We start from the raw sequence: 22,077 nt of genomic DNA, 5'->3' as shown, positions 1-22,077 counted from the left end.
CTATTGTACCCCCAGACTTTTTTGTATTGCATCTGCTATTTTTTCCAATGGAACTACCTCATTGACAAGTCCATTGTCTCTGACGACCTTTGGCATGCCATATACAGTACTGGTAGCTTCATCCTGTGCAATTACATAAACGTTCTTTTTTTCTTTTAGTTTTTTTATACCATAGGTTCCGTCGCTGCCCATTCCGGTTAATACCACACATATGATGTCTGTATATGCAGAATCTGCAATGGATTCATACATATAATCCGCACAGGGCTTTAAGCCATTCTTTGCTGGTTCCTGTGTAACAGTTAACACCTCTTTGTTCAGGTCTGCCCGAGTCAGCCTCATCTGATATCCGCCTTTTGCGATATAGGCGGTATTTTCCGAAAGTGCTTCCAAATGTTCTGCTTCTTTCACTCTTATATTGCTGATTTCATTTAATCTATTCGCCAAAGAAGCTGTGAAGCCTTCAGGCATATGCTGTACAATAAGTACACTGCAGCCTAATGCGGCACTGAGTTTAGGAATAACCTGCTGTAAAGCTTTTGGACCACCGGTAGAACAAGCAATTGCTATTAGCTTTCTGCCAGTTCTGTTTAAGGTGGAAACCTTAGGAAGAATTGCTGAGGAAGAAGAACTGATTGATTCATTCTTTACAGAAATATTGTTACTTGCAGCCGTTTTGTAAAGACTGTTCATCTTCGGAGAACTGTCTTCTTTTTGTATTTCGCGTATTCCATTCAGTTTAGTTGCAACTTCGAGGCATGCTACAATTTTATTTTTAAACTTATCACTTTTTACCTCAAAGAAGCTTTCCGGTTTGGTAACAAAATCAAAAGCACCTAATTCCAAAGCTCTGATTGTCTCCTTTGCACCTTCTTTTGCCAAAGTGCTGACAATAATAATCGTTGCTTTGATCTTCTTCTGCTCAAGCTGCTCTAGCAATTCGATTCCGCTCATCTGAGGCATGTTAATATCCAGAATCACAGCATCATAAACTTCTTTATGCTGTGTTAATAACATAAATGCCTCCAGTCCATTAACAGCAACTTTTGAAACGTGAAACCTAGGATCTGAATTTATTATATCAGAGAGTACCCTTCTCATGAGTGCAGAGTCATCAACTATTAAAACTTTTTTCTGCATATTAACCCCTTTCGTGAACATCAAATCTTTGATTCAATATTCCTGAATCCGTAGTGGAAAGAATAGTCGTTATTTCTAACCCAACTCCCATCTGTGCACTTAGAGCACTTACAAATCAAGATAAATTTAAATATCTTTTGTCTATATAACGTAATTCAGCTTATCTGTATTTATATATAAACTCTGCTGCTACCTGCCAGGTTTCTTGTCTTTTGCCCTTTGCCGAACTTCTTCTTCAAAGATATATTTTATAATTGCTTCTCTATCTTCCTTCAGAACCTCTTTAAATTGCAGCCGATATTCGAAGAATCCAACGCGGTTCGTCATTTTTTCGGAAGAAATTATGGCTCCTGAGACATATTCAGCCTTCAGTTTTACCGGTACTCCAAATTGAATCTTCATTTGCACAAAACTGCCGATTTCATGTAAATTCTCCGAAGTCAGTCTTACTCCTCCACCACTTAGATCCACGATAATACCATTCTGCCAGTCTCTCTTACATTGCTTCAGTGCTTCAAAACAAGCTTCTTTCTCCTCCGGGCTCTTAAACTCATCTTTCTTTAATTTATACCGGAGAGTCTGCTCGGTTTCTGTTACGATATAATACTCTGTATCTAACACACAAGAAAGGCGAAAATATTTTCTTCTTTGGTGCTTTTCCAGCGCAGATGTAAATTCTATGGTTAGTATGTACACATTATCATCATTTGATCGGTCCGTAACTATCCCTTTACATTCATATAAACCATTATTTGCAAAAAAACGTACACTGTATCTGTCACCTACCGATAGAGGTACTATTCTGCCTTTAACAATGGGCATAGTTATAATAGCAGATTTATAATCCGGAAAATCCAATACCTTGCTTTTATAACAGGCTTTTTCGTTTTCTTCATCCCTGTCTAATATTTTTAGTTCGACCTTATCTCCAATGGATACAACATCACGTACCATAGCTTTAACCTCCACTATTTGTTTGTCCTGCGATGAATCAGACTTGTAAATAAATTGGCAAAACCTCTCCGTTCCTGTTTATTAACCGGAACTCCATTACAGAGTGAGGCGGCCAATGCCGATACTGCTTTGGCAGAGGGTGAATTAGGATACAAGATGGAATAAGGCTTCTGCTGCATGACCGCTTTCGAAACATTGGCATCCTGTGGTATTCCTCCCAGATACTCCAGCTTAACTGTTAAAAATTTTTCGACCACCAGATTCATCTTATTATATAAACTGCGGCCTTCTTCCAGTGTATTGATTCGATTTGAAATCATCTTTATGGATGTCTGTTCTGAATTAAATTCAGGTTTCTTATTCAATACCTTTAATAAGGCATACGCATCTGTTATTGATGTAGGCTCAGGCGTTATCACCAACAGAACTTCTTCACTGGCAATAACAAATTCCAATACACTGCCGGTTATACCTGCACCTGTATCAATTATAATGATATCGGCGATTTCATCTAATTCATATAGTTTACGGTTAAGAAAGTCCAATTGGCCTTTCGTAATATCAGACATTTCCTGTATTCCAGATCCCCCTGATATGAACATCAGATCTTCCGGTCCTTTTGTTATGATTTCCTGAAGTGTCTTATTTCCGTAAATTAAATCTGCAAGACTGTGTTTTGGCCTTATGCCAAGCATAACCTCAACATTTGCAAGTCCAAAATCAGCATCCAGTATTACAACCCGTTTACCTAATCGGGTTAATTGAATACCTAAATTAACAGCTAAATTAGATTTGCCTACACCGCCTTTTCCGCTTGTAACTGTTATTACCCTGGCTAGTTTATCAGGCAAACTCTGTTTTTTAACAATATTTCGAAGCTGCTCTGCCTGATCCATTACTCAAAACCTCCTAAAAGTTTCTTCGCAGTTTCTTGTGTGTCAATCTTGCCGATGTCATCGGGAACATTCTGTCCGCAAGTGGCATAGGAAAGCTCAGCATTCGTCAGCATCCTGATATTCAAAATATTTCCTACTGAAATTGTTTCATCCAATTTCGTAAAGATTAAGCGATAGTTGGTAATCTCAGAGTAATTCTCTGTAATACGAATCAAATCTTTGTATTTCGTAGTAGCACTTAATACCAGATATATTTCTTTTTCATCCTCTGTTACCGTACCAAGCAGTCTTTCGACATCATCTCTTTGTTGTCTATTCTTATGTGAACGTCCTGCTGTATCCACAAGTACGATATCATAATCAAGAAGCTCTTCTCTGGCACTTATCATTTCTTCTTCCGTATAGATTACTTTCATAGGTATCCCAAGGATATTCGCATAGGTTCTTAACTGATCAACAGCTGCGATACGATAGGTATCAGAGGTCAACATAGCAACCTTTAACTTTCTGTTTAGCTTAAGATCTGATGCTATCTTTGCAATGGTCGTTGTTTTACCGACTCCAGTCGGTCCGATAAAAAATATGAATTTACACTTATTTTCTTGTACTTCAATAGTTTTTGGCTGACCAAGTTTTAATATGATTTTCTGATATACATGAGATAAAATATTATCTATTGTAATATCTTTTGTAATCTTATTTTCTATTTCCGCTACCAGTTGGGTTACAAACTTTTCATCTACTTCATTTCTTAACAATTGGTCATATACAAGCTGTATACAAGCTTCTCTTTTTTGCTCTTCCGGATCTTTTTGCTTGTTTTCTTCCGGTTCTTTTTTCTCGCTCTGTCGTTCCAGCAATTGTTTCTCCAGCAATTCCTGAAGACTGTTGAGTTTTTTTTCAATGGCTGAAGCATCCTCCGTAAAGGAACTGCTTTTCATTGCTGAATTCTTGTCAACAAGGCTACTTTCTAATGAAGTATTTGTAAAAAAAGACGACTTTATATTAGGGGGATTATTTTCAGCTTCTTTCTTTCCGCCTGATAATATACCGGTATCATCCACTGCCGCTGTTATCTCAACAGATGGTTTACGAAAAAGTCTGTATACCCCCTTGGGCGAAATGGTCTTAATATTCATTACGATGGCATCTTTACCCAGCTCATTCTTTGCCAGAAGAATCGCTTCCGTCTCTGTTTCTGCCTGATATTTTTTAATAATCACTATACAGTCACCATCCCTACCGATTGTAATTCAACATTTGATTCTATTTCATTATAGGATATTACGATAAGATCTTTAAAATAATCCTGTGTCAGCTTTTTAAAATACATTCTTACAATAGGAGAAGTAATAATAATCGGATTCTTTCCTATGTTCTCCAGCTTTTGAATTTCCTCTTCCACAGAACTCATGATATCTCTTGTTCTTTCGGGATCCAAGGTGAGATAAGCACCCTGTTCTGTTTGTTTTACACTTCCCATAATGTCCTGTTCTACCTTTGGATCCAGTGTAACTACGCTGGTAACTTCAGAGGACGGGAAGTATTTATTGCTTATTGCTCTCTTCAGACTCTGACGAACATATTCCGTAAGGACATCTGTATCTCTCGTAGTTGGTGCATAATCCGCCAGGGTTTCAAAAATCGTTATAAGATCTCTGATAGATATGCCTTCTTTTAACAGATTCTGCAGAACTTTTTGTATCTCACCTACACTAAGAAGCTTTGGAACAAGTTCCTGAACAAGAGTACCATTTGCTTCCTGAATATTGTTGATAAGATTTTGTACATCCTGCCTGGTCAGTAATTCGAATATATGGCTTCTGATAACTTCCGTAAGATGAGTAGCAATGATCGACGGAGGATCTACAACGGTATAACCTAAAGATTCTGCACGCTCCCTCTGATTTTCAGTTATCCAGATGGCCGGTAAATGGAAGGATGGCTCAAAGGTAGGAATTCCTGTGATCTCTTCTTCTACATAACCGGGATTCATTGCCATATAATGGTCAAAAAGTATTTCACCTTCACTGAGGGGGATTCCTTTAATTTTAACAAGATATTGATTGGGATTCAACTGAATATTATCTCTTAAACGAATGATTGGAACAACACAGCCTAACTCTAAGGCAATCTGTCTACGTATCAAAACTACTCTGTCAAGAAGATCACCGCCCTGGTTAACATCTGCTAAAGGAATGATACCATAACCAAATTCCAGTTCAATGGGATCAACCTGTAAGAGGTTGACAACATTTTCAGGTCTTCTGATCTCATCTCCGCTTTCCTCTTCCATCGCAGCAGCACTTTCAATATCCTCTACTTCCATTCTGCCAGCCATGGTCCTTCCACAAATAATGAACACCACACCGTAAGCGCAGAAAACCAGATCATTTAAAGGTGTCATAATACCTAAGAAGATTAACGCACCGCCTACAATATAAAGAACCTTGGGGATAGAGAATAACTGTTTAACCAGGATATCTCCAATATCTGCATCTTTTGTAGCTTTCGTAACAATAATACCGGTTGAAAGTGAAATAAGAAGGGAAGGTATCTGACTTACAAGTCCTTCACCAATGGTAAGAATTGTATATTTATCAAAGGCCTCTGCTATATCCATACCGCCTCTAAAGGAGCCGATGGCTAAACCGCCTACAAAATTTATCAATACAATGATAAGACCAACAATGGCATCACCTTTAACGTACTTGGTAGCACCATCCATTGCTCCGAAAAAGCTTGATTCCTGTTGTATTTTCTCACGTCTTTCTTTCGCCTGTACATCATTGATTGCACCTGTATTTAAATCTGCGTCAATAGCCATCTGCTTACCAGGCATCGCATCCAGGGTAAATCTTGCCGTTACTTCGGCAACACGTTCAGATCCTTTATTGATAACGATAAACTGAACCAGAATCAGTATAACAAATACAATAATACCAATAATAGCGTCACCACCACCTACGAAGTTACCAAAAGTCTGTATAACTCCACCGGCCTCACCATCTTTTAGTATTAATCTCATGGCGGATACATTTAAGGAAACCCTGAAAATAGTTGTGAATAACAGAATAGTCGGAAATGCAGACATATTTAATACCTCTTTCGAAAATAAGGCATTAAAAAGAACAATCATTGATACCGATATATTAAGTGCCAGTAATATATCCAGTAATAAATGAGGAATAGGTATAATCAAGAATATAATTGCTGCCAGCAAGTAAATACCTACAGCCATGTCTGTCTTTCTCATGGATATTGCCCCCTGAATTTATATAGTATGGCTTATCAGAAAACACTTTTCTCATTTCTGATAAAAGGCAGCGTTGTACTGCCGTACATCCGATGATAGAAACATGTTCTTTGCTTCTATCCAATTAATTATTATTTTTAAGATTATAAACATAAGCAAGTACTTCTGCTGTCATCTGGTATAATTCCGGCGGAATCTCATTACCGATTTCAACATTATAATAAAGCATTCTTGCCAAAGGTTTGTTTTCAACAATCTCAATATGATTTTCTCTCGCGACCTCTTTTATTTTCTGTGCCAGGAAATCAGCTCCTTTTGCCACGAGAACCGGTGCTTCGCCAGTATCCTTATCATACTTTATAGCTGTTGCAAAATGCGTTGGATTCGTAATGACAACATCTGCTTCCGGAAGCATCTGCATCATTCTCCTTTGTGATATCTCCCTCATTTTATTTTTGATCTTTCCTTTGATATGAGGGTCACCTTCTGATTGCTTATACTCATCCTTCACTTCTTGCTTGGACATTCTCATTTCTTTTTTAAACTTGAACTTTTGATATATATAATCAGCCATTCCTATTATAAGAAAGACTATACTTATATTCAAACCTAATTTTATTACGATATCTCCGATAAACTCAACAGCCTGGATTAATTCCATGTCGTAAAGCTTTTGCAAATCCCCGCTGTAGTCTATCAGGGTGTTATATGCTATATACATGATAGCTAATATTTTTAATACTTCTTTAAAGGTATCTACTAATTTGTCTTTGGAAAATATTTTCTTAAACCCCTTGATGGGGTTAAATTTATCCGGTTTTGGCTTTAAAGGTTTCGTAGTTACTTTCCATTTAACCTGAAAAACATTTACAACAATAACTACCATAACTGCGATTACAAAAATGGGTAACAAAATGAGTAATATCCGATAGATACTTTCTCTTAATAGAGCATTCGCTGTTACTATGTGGAAATCATCATCCGTTACTTTAACAATATTACCATAGAATTCATAAAAAGCTTCAATAAACTGGTTTCCTATTCTTCCAACAAAAATTTTCAATGTCAGAAATAAGGCAATCAAGGCAGAAGCTGTTATTAGATCGGTACTTCTGGCTACCTGACCTTCTTCTCTGGCATCACCTAGCTTTTTGGGGGTGGGATCTTCGGTTTTCTCACCTGGTCCTTCAGCAAAAAACTGCAGATTATAGGCCAATAATCTATTCAATGCAATGCCTCCCTTAACCCAGAAAAAATCATTATTTCAATGCATAAATTGCTGCCTTCATCATATCAATCATTTCATTAAAAATGAATCCTGAAACTGTTGGTAAAAACTTTGTCAGCAGAAAAAGTATCAGCAAACCTGTCATTATTTTCAATTGGAAACCAATAACGAACATGTTCATCTGCGGAGCAACTTTTGCTAAAATTGCAAGGATAGTGTTTACGATGAGCATCGCAGCAAAAACAGGAAGAACAATTCGAAAACCTATGATAAAATAATTTTTCATAAAATCTACCATTAAAAGATATAGATTAGGATTTATATCGGATTGTCCAACAGCAATAATACTATACGTATCCGAAAAAGCTTTGATAATATATAGATGCATATCCGTGACAAAAAGCATGAGCATGATCGAATAGGAATACAGATTACTGGTTATAGTGGTCTGTACATTTGCTATTGGATCAAATATATTTACCATAGAAAAACCGATTTCCATATCCATTAACTGCCCGGCAAAGTTAATAATATAATAGCTTAAGTTTGCAAAAAATCCAATAATCAAACCAGTAAGAGCTTCCTTCACTATTAAAGCCGCAAAACCAAATACGGTACTGTATTCGATATCAACATCAATTACCTGGAAAATGATAATTGCCAACAGAAAGGAAAATCCTGCTTTTACTCTTCTAGGGACATTAGTTACACTGAAAAAAGGGGCAACGATAATAAATGCCGATATCCTCACAAGAATTAATAAAAATGCATCAAATCCATTAATCGAAAATGTCATACACTTCTGATAAAATACTGCATATTATTCATTAAATCTATAAAGAAGTCCCTTGTTTCTGTCATAATCCAACTTCCAAAAAGCATGATTACCAGGAAAATTGCCACAAACTTAGGAACAAATGTGAGGGTCTGTTCCTGTATAGAGGTGATAGTCTGTAATATACTTACTACAAGACCTACAACCAGGGATACCAAAAGCATGGGGGCAGATACTTTTATAATGGTCCAAAGCGCATCTCTGATAATATCAATTACTATATTTTCATTCATAAAACCACCAGCTTTCTACTAATAAAAGGTCTTTACAAGTGTTCCAATAACCAGATTCCATCCATCTGCTAAGATAAACAGTAATATCTTAAAGGGCATAGATATGGTCGTGGGAGGAAGCATCATCATACCCATAGACATCAATGTTGAGGCCACTACCATATCAATGATAATAAAGGGTATATAGATTAAGAATCCAATAATAAATGCAGCTCTTAATTCACTTATAATAAAAGCAGGTATAACAACTGTCATAGGAATCTCATCTAAATTATCAACTGTACCGATTTGCGCAATATCCATAAATAGTCTTAAATCCTGTGGCCTGGTATTGCCTTCTTCCATCATAAAATCTCTTAGAGGTTTTATTCCTGCCTCAAAAGCTTCTTCCTGGGTTATATCCCCTGCCGTCAACGGTTTGATGGCATTGTCATTGATAGTTGTAAAAACTGGCGACATGATAAAGAAGGTCAGAAATAACGCGAGTCCTATAAGCACCTGATTCGGTGGAGTGGTCTGTGTACCCAGTGCAGATCTTACGAAGTGCAATACAATAATTATTCTGGTAAATGATGTGACCATAATCAAAATGGACGGTGCCAGTGAAATCAGTGTAATCACCAGCATAATCTGAAGTGTGGAGGTCAGACCTCCATTATCGGATCCTGTATCCAGATTAAATTGAAACGGCCCTATCTGGCCGTTTAAATTATTATCGGTTCCCGTTCCGGTACCCGTATTATTGGTTGTATTGGTATCTGTCGTTCCATCAGTCTGTGCTGCAAGCACAGGAACAGCCATTTTAGTGGTTAATATACCGGTAATGAATAAAATAAAGATAATACATACCAGTCTTTTCAATATCCTTCTATTCCTTGTCTCCATGCATACCAACCTTATTGGTGATGATTCTCATCTGATGTCTCCAGAGATTCCTGGGACTTCGACAAGTCTGTTGCTGTATCACCTGTATTTTCTACTTTCTCATTTTGTTTCTTAATTGTTTTCAGGATTTCCTGAAAACTAATATTGGTTTTATTGTTTTTCTCTTTGAGAACAATTTCTTCTTCTTTTAGTTCGGTAATCATCTGTATCGTATCTTTACAGACAGCAATTACAAAGTATTTAGATCCTATCTTTATAATCTGCATATACTTATTTTGTGTAACTTTATAAGTATCTATTACTTTAAAATTGCTTTCTGTTAAAGTACCCGCTTTGATTCCTCCTATAAGTTTGGTGGTTACATAAGTAATCACCAAGACAAACAGGAAAAGAAAAGTAACACCTATAAGCTGAAAGACGTTATTTAAATCCGACATCTTAGCCAGAAATATATTCATTAGCCCACGGCCTTCTTAACGGCTTCCAGTACTCTGTCTGCCTGAAAAGGTTTTACGATAAAATCCTTTGCCCCTGACTGTATTGATTCAATAACCATTGCCTGCTGTCCCATTGCGGAGCACATAATAATATTGGCAGACGGATCTTGTGCTTTGATTTTTTTGAGTGCCTGGATTCCATCCATCTCAGGCATCGTGATATCCATCATCACCAGGTCCGGTTTCGTTTCATTATATTTTTCAACCGCTTTTGCTCCATTTTCCGCTTCACCTACGATTGTATAACCATTCTTGCTTAAAATATCCTTAATCATCATTCTCATAAAAGCAGCATCGTCACATATTAAAATACTCTTGCCCATTTTTATTCTCCTATCATGTGTGTTTTAAATAATAGATAATATCACTAATAACCCGATAACAAAATCCCTCATACAATAAATACAATATTAACAGGATATAAACAGCTTTTCAAATTGTTTTTATTATTTTATAATCTCTGTCACTCTAATTCCGAAGGATTCTTCTATTACTACAACCTCACCCTTTGCTACGAATTTACCATTTACAAGAACATCAATCGGTTCACCTGCCAGCCTGTTAAGTTCGATGATAGTTCCGGGTGTAAAGTCTAAGATTTCCTTAATTGATTTATTTGTTCTTCCTAGCTCAACTGTTACTTCCAGTGGAACATCCATAATTAAATTTATATTCTCAGGCTGATTTGTAACCTGTTGAGGTACCGTAAAGGTCTGGAATTGAGCCGGTGCTACATTAACATCCGGTGCAGGATATGGCACCTGGTACATCGGCGTCTGCATCTGCGGATAAGGTATCTGTACCTGCTGTGTCGGTACAGCCTGATTGTTAACCGGCATAGCTTCGGGTTGTGCTTGTTTTACAGGCTGCGGTTCAGGCTCAGGTTTCTGCTCCCCTTTTGTAAAATTACTGTAAAGTTCTCTTGCCAGATGAAAAGGATATAACTGCATAAGCTCGCTGTCAACTAAATCCCCTATCTCCATTTTAAAAGATACTTTAACAAAGGTGTCTTTTAGAAAAGGTGCTATATCGGATCCGTCTATGGATTCATTCAGATCAACTAATGTTGAAATGGGAGGGGTTATATCCACTCTTTTCTCCAGCATTGCTGAAATTGACGTAGACGCGGAGCCCATCATCTGATTCATTGCCTCACTGATAGCACTAAGATGCAATTCCGATAGTTCTCCGGTGATATTGGTGCCGTCACCGCCCATCATCAAATCTGTGATTATTTTCACATCAGATTCTTTTAATATAAGAATATTGTTTCCATCCAGCCCATCTTTATAATAAATCTGAATAAAGACACATGGTCTGTCATAGGATTCCGTTAAATCATTCCAGGTTGCATAAGAAACAACCGGAGTAGTTATTACAACCTTCTGATTAACTAATGATGAAAGGGTGGTTGCTGCTGTTCCCATACTTATATTGGAAATTTCACCAATTGCATCTTTTTCTGCGTCTGACAGCACATTTGAACCATCATCAGAACCAGCGCTTCCAGTGTCCGTACTCATACCACTGAGAAGTGCATTTATCTCTTCTTGAGATAACATACCATCCATATTATTACTCCTCCCTGATTATTGATGAAATTCTCACTGCATAAGCATCCGAAGACGCACCTGGCAATGCTTTGAATTTATCCAAATTACCAACATAGATTTCTAATTCATCTTCTACTTTGGTGTTTAACTTAATAATATCTCCTACCTGCAGGCCAAGAAAATCATTTACTGAAATTGTACTTTTTCCAAGTATCGCTTTAATTGGAATTTTTGCCTTGGCAATTGCCAGCTCAATAAGATCTTTATAGGATTCATCATCTTTAACCTGCATTGTTGAGAACCAATATTTTGTATTCAATTTATCTATAACACTTTCCAGACATGCATAAGGCAGGCATACATTCATCATTCCTTCTACATTACCTATCTTAATGTTCATAGTAATGATGGAAGTCATTTCACTGGGTGCGATTATCTGAGCAAACTGTGAATTTGTTTCTATTCTTGTCAGTCTCGGTTCCAGATGCACAACTGTATCCCATGGTTCACTCAGGAGATTGGTACACAGATTAAATATTCTTTCCATAATAATCAATTCAATCTCTGTGAAATCTCTTGCTTTCTCCAGTGGTACCCCTGTGCCGCCCAACATACGATCTACCATTGCATAACCTAGATTGTCCGCAATTTCTATAATAATATTTCCCTCTAATGGTGAAAAATCCACTATTCCCAATAATACAGGGTTTGAAAGGGCGTTGCTGAATTCAGAATAAGCAACTGCCTCTGAACTTACAACTTCGATCTGGACATTTTTACGAAAATAGGCCGGTAAATGTGTAGAAAGCAATCTCCCATAATGTTCAAATATAATTTCCAATGTCCTAAGATGTTCCTTTGAAAACTTGGAGGGTCTGGCAAAATCATAATTTTTAACTACTTTCTCGCCACTGCCTTTAAACTCTTCTGCATCCAATTCCCCACTGCTTAATGCTTTAAGCAGGTTGTCAATCTCATTTTGAGACAAGACGTCGCCCATTGCCACTACCTCCCGGGGTGATTACTCAATACCATAATATCACAAACTTCTACTAAAATCATCAAATTGTTTATTGTGTAACATATTCAATCGAGACTCCGATTATAAAATCTTCTGACTCGAAATATTGCTGTAATTCGGCCAAGACACTATTTTTGATTTCTTCTTTTTTCTCCCCGACCTGATCCATTGTATACTTTGAAAATTCATTTTGAAAAAACTCATTTATCTTTGTTTCATTTGTTGAAACCAAAGGCTGCAATCTTTCATAATCTTCTGAGGTTTTATTCAGTGATAAGGAAGCAGTGACCAATGCATAATGTGATATATTATCAGTTCCCCTTTTTAGATTTATGGTAAGATCTTTGCTCAATTTATAGTTCTCGATATCTTCAATACTGATTGATTTGCTATCCGGTGATCCATTGATCTCCAAATCAATCGTAGTTGCTACCTTTGATATCAGCTCATTGGTCCTCATTGTTGTTGGCACTACAGCAAACACAATGACTGCAGTAAGAATCATGTTAAGTATTCCCAAACTTAGGATAATGACCGTTAAGAAGTTCTTTTTCATAATGTCTCCCATCTGCCCTAAGGGCATTTACCTTACGTATTAATTATATTTATTATAAATTTTTATTTCAACACGCCTGTTTTTTGCCCTTCCTTCTTCCGAGGAATTACTGGCAACCGGATCATACTCTCCTCTTCCTGACCAGCTTAAGGTATCAGGACTCATGCCTTTTTCATTTATAAGATAAGTTGCGGCATTTAAAGCTCTGGCAGAAGACAACCAATTATTATCCGGATATGCATTACTTCTCATAGGTCTATTATCGGTATGTCCTTCTAATTCTATGTGATAGTTTTTATAGCTTTGTAAAACATCACCTAATTTATTAAAAAGTGGAATAGCTTCTTTTTTTATTTCTGCTTTTCCTGAATCGAATAGAATCGATCCACTTATTGAAATCTGCACATAGCGATAATTAGAGTCCGTTATAATCACAACGTCATTGTCAATATCATATTCTTCCGCTAAATTGCTTATATTCTCATACATTTCCATCGTCTGTTCTTTATTTCTTTGCTGTAATTTTTCTTCTACATCCGTTAGTTGCTGATCGTTTGATTTTGATTCTGAACCAACTTCCGATGAGCTTTCTTTCTTAGGTATCAAAGAATCATTATATCCTCCGTCATTTTCTCCATGAGATATTTTATTACCATTATCATCATTTATTATAGGCGTATTAATACCAGAAAAAAAACCTATTCCCTTTGACATTGAATCAGAAATAGCTTGATACTTATCCGAGTCAACATTAGAGGCTGCAAAAAGCAATACAAAAAAACAAAGTAATAGATTCATTAAATCAGCGAAGGTATTTAACCATGGTGCATCATTTTCCTCGTTATCATCCATTTTTCTTCTACTCAATCACTTCACCCCTCACATCATTTTCCCCTGCCTTACGCAATGAGGGTCTAATAAAGGATTTTAGTTTTTCTTCTATAATAGATGGATTTTCTCCTGCTTGAATACTCAGTATTCCTTCTACCATCAACTCTTTTTCCTGTATTTCAGCATCATGAAGTAGTTTTAACTTATTGGCAATTGGGATACCTAATAAATTTGCTATTACTGAACCATAAAAAGTTGTAATTAATGCCACTGCCATATCACCACCTATACTCGATGCATCTGACATGTTTTTTAACATATTAACGAGTCCAATTAATGTACCAATCATACCCCAAGCTGGACCCATAGAAGCAACTCTTTTCCAAAAGGTAATTGTTTCATTGTGCCGTGATTCTATATAGCTTAATTCAGTATCTAGTATTTTACGAACAAGTTCAGGATCCGTTCCATCTACAATCAACATGATTCCTCTTTTCAAGAATTCATCACCTAAATTTGCAGTTGATTCTTCCAGTGATAATAATCCTTCTTTTCTTGCCGTGTTTGATAATTCAATAATACGAGCAATTGTTTCATTTACATTATTCGAAGGGTTTTTAAATATCAAACCAATAGATTTCAATTTACCCCAATAATTTTGCAGGCTTTTCTCCATTGTCAGCAATGTTGTAAATGTACCACCTATTGTAATGATAATCGATGGAATATCAAAGAAATTACCTAATGTTCCAAATTGCACACTCATTGTAGTTTGATTAAAAGCAATACCAAAAACTACCAAAAATATACCTGTCATCAAACCTATAATGGATGATAAATTCAAATCTTTCACCTACCTTATTAGTCTTTTTTCGCCTCATCCAGGGAAATATATTGGGAAAAAAGTTCTTTCTTGTAATATTTTATAAGATTCGTCACATCTTGTCTACTCTCTTTTACCAGTATTTTTTTCCCATTGTTAAGTGTAATAACCGTTTCCGGTACTTCTTCAATTGTCTCGATTAAGTCGCAGTTCAGTGTGATTTCGACACCGCTTAATTTGGTAACATTAATCATATTTTTTTCTCCTTCATTCCGGTAAAGCATATATTATCGGGATAAATATCTTAATTTTCAATGAGTTTGTATGCCATCGATGTCTTAAGTACAAATGGCAGCAGCCACAAACCACTGCCATTTGTTCATTTACTTTTAACGCTTGAGATTAATCAATTCCTCTAATAAAGTATCTGAAGTTGTAATAACTCTTGAATTTGCCTGGAAACCTCTCTGAGTTGTTATCATTTCCGTAAACTCAGATGCCAGGTCTACATTGGACATTTCAAGAACACCGGTGGTAAAGCTGCCGCCGTCACTTGATACATCCTTACCGATTCCATCAAACTTACCTGAGTTCTGTGTTTGTGCAAATAAATTTCCTCCAACCGCTTCAAGACCAGCCGGATTTGAAAAGGATGCAACAGCTATTTGACCTAACAGCCTGCTATCACCATTATCATAAGAACCATAGATCTTACCGGAAGTGTCAACGCTGAGTCCAGACATATTACCAGCTTTACGTCCACCTCCTTTATTGTCAAGGTCACCAGGTGTAAAGTCAAGAGCAGTCTTTCCAGTTCCTCCAAACGTGGTAATCGATGACAAGTCTACCGTTATATTATGGAAGGGGCTTCCTGCTGCGGATGTATCAGTAATAGAAAAATTCAGACTCTTATTGCTGTCAGTTCCAGTACCATTATCTGTTCCTGCACCTATGGCACTGACAAATTTACCGGTATTGGCATTAAATGTAATTACCGGCAAGGCACCGGTTGTAGTAAGCTTTCCGGTTGCTGTATCCAGTGTGTAATCGATACCGCCAAAACTTATAGGTTTTACTGATGTCTCTTTATAGGGATCTGCAGCAGTGCCAGATCCAGTTTTGTAGATACTCTTTCCATTTGAATCCAACACATCCATAAGCTGTACTGTATATTGATTATCAACATCTGTCAAATTTGGTGCTGTACCAGTAGTATTGTGCATCAATTTTACTGTTGCATTATATTCCTGTCCCAAACTATCGTAAAAAGATATATTTACTGTCTTTCCACTGCCACCAATAGCAAGCTGTGTATCTTTACTATCAATATTACCGCTTATAGTCACCGCTGTAGTTGCAACTGGTGGTGAATACAAGTTCTCAGGGGACATAATTCTCAGAGGTGAAACTACATCTGCTACTGTTTTTGTCGGATCGTTGGGATCAACCTGCCAGCCCATTACCGTACCACCACTTGTGGTAGCGAGTGTACCACTACCATCAATCTTGAAGTTACCAGCTTTTGTAAAATAATTTGTACCACCTTGATTTACAACAAAGAAAGAATCTCCGTTTATCATAATATCAAAGGGATTGTCTGTTCTTTGTGCACCACCTGTTTTACTAGGCGATGAAACAATAGAAGAAACGGTACTGCCTAAACCGATCTGCATGGCGTTCTGTCCGGCAGCACCTGTTGTCTCATTAGGGCCTGTAGCACTTTGAATCGTCTGATAGAATACATCAGAAAAAGATACTTTGCTGCCCTTAAAACCAACGGTATTTACGTTGGCAATATTATTACCGATAACATCCATCTTCGTCTGGTGAACACTTAATCCGGAAATACCGGAATACAATGATCTCATCATAATGAAATGACCTCCTTATTAATGTGCCTGTCCTCTCTGTCAGTCAAGGACCTTAATGCCTCCCTAAGGTCCGGCATTTACATAATTACGGCACCGTCTATATTAGTAAATATCTTATCCTCTCCTTCATCAAGTGCGGTTATGACAGTACTGTTCTTTACGTTAACAATGAAAGCGATATTATCAACTACTACCAGGGATTCTGAGATTCCTTTTTCTTGTGCTTTCTTTGTACCAGCTGTCAGTTTTTCAAGCTGCTCCTCGGACAAATCAATATTTCTGCTCTGCAGTCTTTCATTTGCATGCTTGGAAAATTTTAAACCGGCATTTTGTTCAACATACTGGCTTTCCAGAATCTTTTGAAAAGAAACCTTCGTATCTTGTTGATTTGATTGCTTAACCGGTCTGCCTTTCAGCAGTTGTCCTGTCATTTGCTCGATGGAAGAGTATTTCGTTTGTGATATTTGATTCATATAAGCCTCTTTCTATGCCTACCTCCATGTGGGCATTCAGTAAATAGTTATTGAGTCTTATGTTATATTGGCTCCGGAATCCATTCCTTCATCCATTTTAATCTTCTGTACCGGTCTTTCCTGTATCCTCAGAGCCATCTCCTTCATCTCCGGAACCATCTCCATCCTCGGTTTTATCAGGCTCTTCTGCTACAGTTCCTTTAACCGTTATCGAAATCTGATTTGACACTACTGTGTAGTTCGCATCATTAAACATAATGGTAGGTTTATAAGTACCGTTTTCCAGCTTTTCTAATGCTTCCTTGCTGATTATTACTTTCGTTCCGTCTAACTTTACATATTTAGAATCAACAACTGTATTATTAATGATTACCGCAACATCTGTTGCAACAGTTTTACCGGAGCCTAAATTTACTGTAAAGGTTACATCTTCCGGTTTCTCTTTATCAAAAGTTGTATCAACATTTTTCGTAACATAGGGAAGCCCTTTTTCAAACACATAATTACTGTCAAGAACTGTTGTAACCTGATCAAGAGTATATAAATTTCCATCAATCGCAAGTTTTGCAGTTCCATTGCTCATGACTACATAATCCACTGTACCGGTTTTTGTGGTAACTTTTCCGGCGGAATCTTTTGTACTGACCTCAACTTCCATACCCACCAGACCAAAAGCCTGATTGTTGGTAGTCGTAAGGTTAAGATTCTGCATCTGCTCCAACTGTGAGAAAGTAGCCAGCTGTTGAACAAACTGCGTATCCGTACTTGGATTCAAAGGATCCTGATACTTCATCTGGGTAACTAAAAGCTGTAAAAATGCATTTTTGTCCAGTGATGAAGTTCCTGTTGTATTCGTTGTTGTCGATGCACTTGAATCAACAACTTTACCATTTGATACTCCGAGAACGCTCATGCTTCCTCCTTCTTTTTCTTATACGGTATAATTAATGCTGCTTGTATTTTCATCCAGATCATTAATTCCTGCGGTTTCTGTCTCATCAATATCAGAAAATGTATCATTTAGCTGATTGATATCTTTGAACAACTTATTCTTTTGCTTGTTCTGGTCTTCTTTGCCGCCGCCCTCACTAAATTCCTGACTCTTACGGTCAAGGGCAGAATAAGATACCGTAACTTCTACATTTTCCACTTTCAGACCCTGGTTATTTAAATTTTCTTTAAATACCTGCAACTGGCTCTCAATTGCTTCTTTTGCGGTTTCCGTTCCAGTTACAAACTTAGCCGTAAGAATTCCGTCTTTTGCCACTACCGTAAGGTTGATTCGTCCAAGATTTTCAGGATTTAATTGAAGTTCCATAGAAGTCTGTTCAGGTTTAATATTAATCCGGATAGCTTCTAAGATCTGACTGGTTATTTCTCTGATTTGCTGCGTTCTGGCAAGCTGATCATTGAAAGCGACATCTTGTGTAGCAGTATTAACAGCAAGATTTTGAATCATAAGTTCTGAAGCCGACAGATTATGCTCCGCTTTCCCATCACCGGATTTTTTACTGCCCTCTGAACTCACAGCAGCTTCTGAATTCATTGACTTAACGACTGTAATATCAAACGCTTCCTGGCCTGTAGAATTTACTTCAGCAGTGTTCGTTTTCATAGTACTATTAACCGTATTCATCTCCGCTGCTTGTTGTGTTAAGAGGGGAATCTGCTCTTTCGAGATAGAAAATTGTTCTTTGATGGTATCGCAAACCTTTAACAGCTCTTTTAAGTTATTACCCAAATCTTCATTGGTCAAAAAAGCCATACTATCATCATTGTTGCTTACCTGTAAGAGAAATTGCTTCAGATTATTTACATCCAGCAGATTTAACGGAGTAAATCCCAGGGCTTCCAGCGCTTTGTTCATATCTTCTTCTGAAATACCCAACTTTTTCTGGATGCTGCTTTTTATTGCATTCAAAATATCTTCAATACTTGTCAGTCCTAAATTTTGAAGATTTAATAAATTTGCTGCATCTGTATTTCCATTGTCAGCTTCCACAGCATCTTCAGGCTGATTTACACTTTGAGCTGCATCTTCCGTATTTGGGGTAATGGTATTATTGGATGCTTCATTACCCGATACTTTATTCGCCTGATTCAATACTTTTTTAGGTTGTTTACTATCTGACAACGAAGCTGACGATTCTTTTACAGCAGCAGACCTTTCATTCGGTCCATTACTCACCAGCTTATCCTTATTGTTCTTCAAGCTTCCTGTAATTATATCATCAAAGGATTTCTGACTGGTTTTTGAAATATTATTAACCGAACTTCCGCTGCTTGTACCTGCAAATATTTGTGTTAGGCTTGCTTTCACATTTTGCATCATACTTAGTTCCTCCTTTCCTTCTTATTATTTATACTTAAGCAGGTGCAGCCCTTTTCTTGAAGAGACCGCACAAACCTTAAGCCTAATTATCACCTGCCAGCTGCGCATCCATATCTATCATTTTCTTGGTAATCTTTGCTGCAGCTGTTGTGTCCATAGCAGCTAGTATGGACGAGCTTTCTGAAGCTCTCATACTTAATAACATTTGTGCCACTGTATCAATATCTGCTGTCATAGTTTCTAAGATCTTCGCTGCTGCATCTGGTTTCATTTTTCTGTATATCTCAGCCTTTTCTTTAATCGCTTCTGAATACTGCAGCTGCTCTACAACCTGTCTGTAGATTTCTTCCGCATTGGCGGGATCTATGCTTTCATAATAAGCTTTATACTCTTCTATACTGGGTGCCTGATCGGCAAATACTACTTTTTCATCAAATTCCTTCACCCTGGCTTCAAAGGCCTCTTGGTCTGCTTCATAGACTTTGAGTTTTTCAATTTCAGCCTGCTGGTCGGTTATCGTCTTATCAGATGCTTCTTTGCTTCCAGTCAGCTCTTCGACCTCACCCTCTAATTCTTTGATTCTGTCGATTGCCTCTTCTAAAGAGGTATATGGGTAATCATTTTCATATGCCATCTGCTCTTCTGTAACCTCAGGAAGAATCTTGTTAACAACAGGTATATCTTTGATTAACGGTCTGAGGACAGAGGAACCAAGCCCATTAACATCTAATTTAACCAAAAGAGCAAATACAACCAGCCATATTAAAATTACAGAAAATACTATTAAGGCAACGATTATTCTGCTACCGATACTTCTTTCCTTCTCGGAGCCTTCTGCCCCTTCGTTTTTCTTTGCCATTTCCATTCCTCCTAATTGGTAGGATTATTATATTTAAAGCTTACCAGCTCATCTACTTCTTTTCTTTCAGCGGAAGCAAGTTCCATAAAAAATACTTCTTTTGCATTTTCCTTCAGTTTTTCATGGGTTTTTCTTTCCAGCATTGCAAGATTTAATTTTTGCCTTGCAAGTTCAACCTGCTGTTCTGCTTTTTTTACCGCCAGCTCCTGCAGCTTTATGTCTTTCTTTACGGCTTCTGCAGCCTCTGTATATTCTCTTAACTTCTTTATATCAAGCTTCTTCATTCTTGACTCTTTATTTCTGTTTATATATTCCTCTAATAAATTTCTCAAATGAAGTAGCTTTTCTTCCTCTTTCATTAGTTTTCTTCTGGCGTGCCCATATGCTGTTTTCGCCTGATCTTCCATTTTATATTTTATGCCCAGGATATTTTCCATCTTATAAATAAACTTTGCCATTAAACAACCTTTCCCAGCAAGACACACTGAGTACACTAATCTTCAAATAAGCTTAGAAGCTCCTCTGTTATCGTGCCAAAATCAAATTTCTCATGAACACCCTGTCTTAGAAAGTTATTTACCGCTTCTATCTTTGTAATTGCATAATCTATATTTTTATTTGAGCCGTTTTTATAAGCACCTATATTTATGAGATCTTCTGCTTCTGTATAGGTAGCCAGAACATTCTTCAACTTACCTGCCGCTTCTTTATGCTCTGAAGTTGCTACTGCTGACATAACACGGGAAATACTCTGCAGGACATCTATGGCCGGATAATGATTCTTGTTGGCCATTTTTCTGGTCAGCATAATATGACCATCAAGTATACCTCTGGCAGTATCAGTGATAGGTTCGTTGAAATCGTCACCATCTACCAAAACTGCATATAAGCCTGTAATAGAACCCTTGTCCGAGTTCCCTGCCCGTTCTAATAATTTAGGCATTTCCGAGTAAACACTTGGTGGATACCCTCTTGATACAGGCGGTTCACCGGAGGCAAGACCAATTTCACGCTGAGCCATGGAAAACCTTGTAAGGTTATCCATCATAAAGAGAACATCTTTCCCCTGGTCTCTGAAATATTCTGCAATAGCTGTTGCTGTTTTCGCTGCTTTGTTTCTGATAAGAGCCGGTTTATCGGAAGTAGCTACCACAACTACCGAGCGCCGCATACCTTCTTCTCCCAAATCTCTCTCCAAAAACTCTCTTACTTCCCTGCCTCGCTCACCGATAAGGGCTATTACATTAATATCCGCCTTTGTATTTCTGGCAAACATACCCATAAGCGTACTCTTACCAACACCGCTACCGGCAAAGATTCCTATTCTTTGTCCTTTTCCGACAGTTATCATACCATCTACTGCCTTTACCCCTAAGGGCAATACCTCATCTATGATCTTACGCATTAACGGGTCCGGAGGCTGGGCTTCAACCGAATACTCTGCCGTTGCTTTCAGTTCCGACTTATCAATGGTTCTCCCCAAACCATCCAGTGTCTTACCAAGCAGGTCATCGCCGACTGCTACATTTAACGGTCTGCCCGTAGACTCAACCGTGCTGCCGACACCTACCCCTTCGATGCTGTCATAAGGCATAAGCAGAATACGGTTTTCACGAAACCCTACCACCTCCGCCATAATGGTCTGAGATTTATCGGAGGAAACGATGATACAAAGGTCATTTAAATTCGCTTTCGGTCCGATGGATTCAATGGTAAGACCTACCACTTTAACGACTTTACCCAGTTGCTTCTCATAAGTTCTATCCAACAAAATATCATATTTATTTAAAGCAGCTAAACTCATATAACCTCTTTCCCGCATATCATTTTTGCT

At 37.5% G+C, this 22,077-nt stretch carries 24 protein-coding genes; all 24 read right to left on the bottom strand.

What is annotated here, in order from left to right:
- The 24 genes from cheB to fliI all read right to left on the bottom strand — a co-directional run bounded on the left by cheB (position 1) and on the right by fliI (position 22,047).
- Positions 1-1,101: a chemotaxis-specific protein-glutamate methyltransferase CheB gene (cheB, locus tag R2R35_RS22620; RefSeq protein ID WP_442872305.1), complete on the bottom strand. Its 1,101-nt coding sequence runs from the start codon at positions 1,099-1,101 to the stop codon at positions 1-3.
- Positions 1,102-1,329: 228 nt separating this feature from the next.
- Positions 1,330-2,094, bottom strand: a complete 765-nt coding sequence (locus R2R35_RS22615) for a flagellar brake protein (protein ID WP_317732114.1) — start codon at positions 2,092-2,094, stop codon at positions 1,330-1,332.
- Positions 2,095-2,108: 14 nt separating this feature from the next.
- The gene (locus R2R35_RS22610; protein WP_317732113.1) at positions 2,109-2,990 is read right to left on the bottom strand and encodes a MinD/ParA family protein; all 882 of its coding nucleotides are present in this window, start codon (positions 2,988-2,990) and stop codon (positions 2,109-2,111) included.
- On the bottom strand, positions 2,990-4,213 hold the full coding sequence (flhF, locus tag R2R35_RS22605; RefSeq protein WP_317732112.1) for a flagellar biosynthesis protein FlhF: 1,224 nt from the start codon (positions 4,211-4,213) through the stop codon (positions 2,990-2,992). Before flhF ends, R2R35_RS22610 begins: the two co-directional genes overlap by 1 nt.
- Positions 4,213-6,246 carry a flagellar biosynthesis protein FlhA gene (gene flhA / locus R2R35_RS22600; protein ID WP_317732111.1) on the bottom strand — a complete coding sequence of 678 codons (2,034 nt, stop codon included), beginning with the start codon at positions 6,244-6,246 and terminating at the stop codon, positions 4,213-4,215. Before flhA ends, flhF begins: the two co-directional genes overlap by 1 nt.
- A 124-nt stretch (positions 6,247-6,370) precedes the next feature.
- Positions 6,371-7,474, bottom strand: coding sequence for a flagellar biosynthesis protein FlhB (gene flhB, locus R2R35_RS22595; protein WP_317732110.1), 1,104 nt, complete (start codon positions 7,472-7,474; stop codon positions 6,371-6,373).
- A gap of 31 nt (positions 7,475-7,505) precedes the next feature.
- On the bottom strand, positions 7,506-8,270 hold the full coding sequence (fliR, locus tag R2R35_RS22590) for a flagellar biosynthetic protein FliR (protein WP_317732109.1): 765 nt from the start codon (positions 8,268-8,270) through the stop codon (positions 7,506-7,508).
- A complete protein-coding gene (gene fliQ / locus R2R35_RS22585; protein WP_317732108.1) occupies positions 8,267-8,542 on the bottom strand; it encodes a flagellar biosynthesis protein FliQ in 276 nt (91 codons plus the stop codon). Before fliQ ends, fliR begins: the two co-directional genes overlap by 4 nt.
- Positions 8,543-8,560: 18 nt before the next feature.
- On the bottom strand, positions 8,561-9,427 hold the full coding sequence (gene fliP, locus R2R35_RS22580; RefSeq protein WP_317732107.1) for a flagellar type III secretion system pore protein FliP: 867 nt from the start codon (positions 9,425-9,427) through the stop codon (positions 8,561-8,563).
- A gap of 11 nt (positions 9,428-9,438) precedes the next feature.
- Positions 9,439-9,885 (bottom strand): flagellar biosynthetic protein FliO, encoded by a 447-nt coding sequence (locus R2R35_RS22575; protein WP_317732106.1) that lies wholly within the window; start codon positions 9,883-9,885, stop codon positions 9,439-9,441.
- On the bottom strand, positions 9,885-10,247 hold the full coding sequence (locus tag R2R35_RS22570; protein ID WP_033166700.1) for a response regulator: 363 nt from the start codon (positions 10,245-10,247) through the stop codon (positions 9,885-9,887). The genes R2R35_RS22575 and R2R35_RS22570 overlap by 1 nt, the downstream gene beginning before the upstream one ends.
- Positions 10,248-10,370: 123 nt before the next feature.
- Entirely contained in the window at positions 10,371-11,495 is a 1,125-nt protein-coding gene (gene fliY, locus R2R35_RS22565) for a flagellar motor switch phosphatase FliY (RefSeq protein ID WP_317732105.1), read from the bottom strand.
- Positions 11,496-11,499: 4 nt separating this feature from the next.
- Positions 11,500-12,477 (bottom strand): flagellar motor switch protein FliM, encoded by a 978-nt coding sequence (gene fliM, locus R2R35_RS22560; protein WP_317732104.1) that lies wholly within the window; start codon positions 12,475-12,477, stop codon positions 11,500-11,502.
- A gap of 70 nt (positions 12,478-12,547) precedes the next feature.
- Positions 12,548-13,054, bottom strand: coding sequence for a flagellar basal body-associated FliL family protein (locus tag R2R35_RS22555; RefSeq protein WP_317732103.1), 507 nt, complete (start codon positions 13,052-13,054; stop codon positions 12,548-12,550).
- 39 nt (positions 13,055-13,093) lie between these two features.
- Positions 13,094-13,921 carry a flagellar motor protein MotB gene (locus R2R35_RS22550; protein ID WP_317732102.1) on the bottom strand — a complete coding sequence of 276 codons (828 nt, stop codon included), beginning with the start codon at positions 13,919-13,921 and terminating at the stop codon, positions 13,094-13,096.
- Positions 13,914-14,729 carry a motility protein A gene (locus R2R35_RS22545; protein WP_317732101.1) on the bottom strand — a complete coding sequence of 272 codons (816 nt, stop codon included), beginning with the start codon at positions 14,727-14,729 and terminating at the stop codon, positions 13,914-13,916. The genes R2R35_RS22550 and R2R35_RS22545 overlap by 8 nt, the downstream gene beginning before the upstream one ends.
- A 17-nt stretch (positions 14,730-14,746) precedes the next feature.
- The gene (locus R2R35_RS22540) at positions 14,747-14,962 is read right to left on the bottom strand and encodes a flagellar FlbD family protein (RefSeq protein ID WP_317732100.1); all 216 of its coding nucleotides are present in this window, start codon (positions 14,960-14,962) and stop codon (positions 14,747-14,749) included.
- Between the two features lie 135 nt (positions 14,963-15,097).
- Entirely contained in the window at positions 15,098-16,579 is a 1,482-nt protein-coding gene (locus tag R2R35_RS22535; RefSeq protein ID WP_317732099.1) for a flagellar hook protein FlgE, read from the bottom strand.
- A 77-nt stretch (positions 16,580-16,656) separates the two neighbouring features.
- Complete coding sequence (locus R2R35_RS22530) at positions 16,657-17,052, bottom strand: TIGR02530 family flagellar biosynthesis protein (RefSeq protein ID WP_033166706.1); 396 nt, start codon at positions 17,050-17,052, stop codon at positions 16,657-16,659.
- 97 nt (positions 17,053-17,149) lie between these two features.
- Positions 17,150-17,965 carry a flagellar hook capping FlgD N-terminal domain-containing protein gene (locus tag R2R35_RS22525; protein WP_317732098.1) on the bottom strand — a complete coding sequence of 272 codons (816 nt, stop codon included), beginning with the start codon at positions 17,963-17,965 and terminating at the stop codon, positions 17,150-17,152.
- A gap of 18 nt (positions 17,966-17,983) precedes the next feature.
- The gene (locus tag R2R35_RS22520) at positions 17,984-19,384 is read right to left on the bottom strand and encodes a flagellar hook-length control protein FliK (RefSeq protein WP_317732097.1); all 1,401 of its coding nucleotides are present in this window, start codon (positions 19,382-19,384) and stop codon (positions 17,984-17,986) included.
- A gap of 82 nt (positions 19,385-19,466) precedes the next feature.
- A complete protein-coding gene (locus R2R35_RS22515) occupies positions 19,467-20,243 on the bottom strand; it encodes a MotE family protein (RefSeq protein WP_317732096.1) in 777 nt (258 codons plus the stop codon).
- An 11-nt stretch (positions 20,244-20,254) separates the two neighbouring features.
- Positions 20,255-20,701: a flagellar export protein FliJ gene (fliJ, locus tag R2R35_RS22510; protein ID WP_317732095.1), complete on the bottom strand. Its 447-nt coding sequence runs from the start codon at positions 20,699-20,701 to the stop codon at positions 20,255-20,257.
- 35 nt (positions 20,702-20,736) lie between these two features.
- Positions 20,737-22,047: a flagellar protein export ATPase FliI gene (fliI, locus tag R2R35_RS22505; protein ID WP_317732094.1), complete on the bottom strand. Its 1,311-nt coding sequence runs from the start codon at positions 22,045-22,047 to the stop codon at positions 20,737-20,739.
- Positions 22,048-22,077 lie beyond the last annotated feature (30 nt).

The organism is Anaerocolumna sp. AGMB13020, from assembly GCF_033100115.1.
GTDB lineage: Bacteria > Bacillota > Clostridia > Lachnospirales > Lachnospiraceae > Anaerocolumna.
The sequence above is the reverse complement of the archived record's forward strand: the minus strand, read 5'-3'. Positions and strand labels throughout refer to the sequence as shown.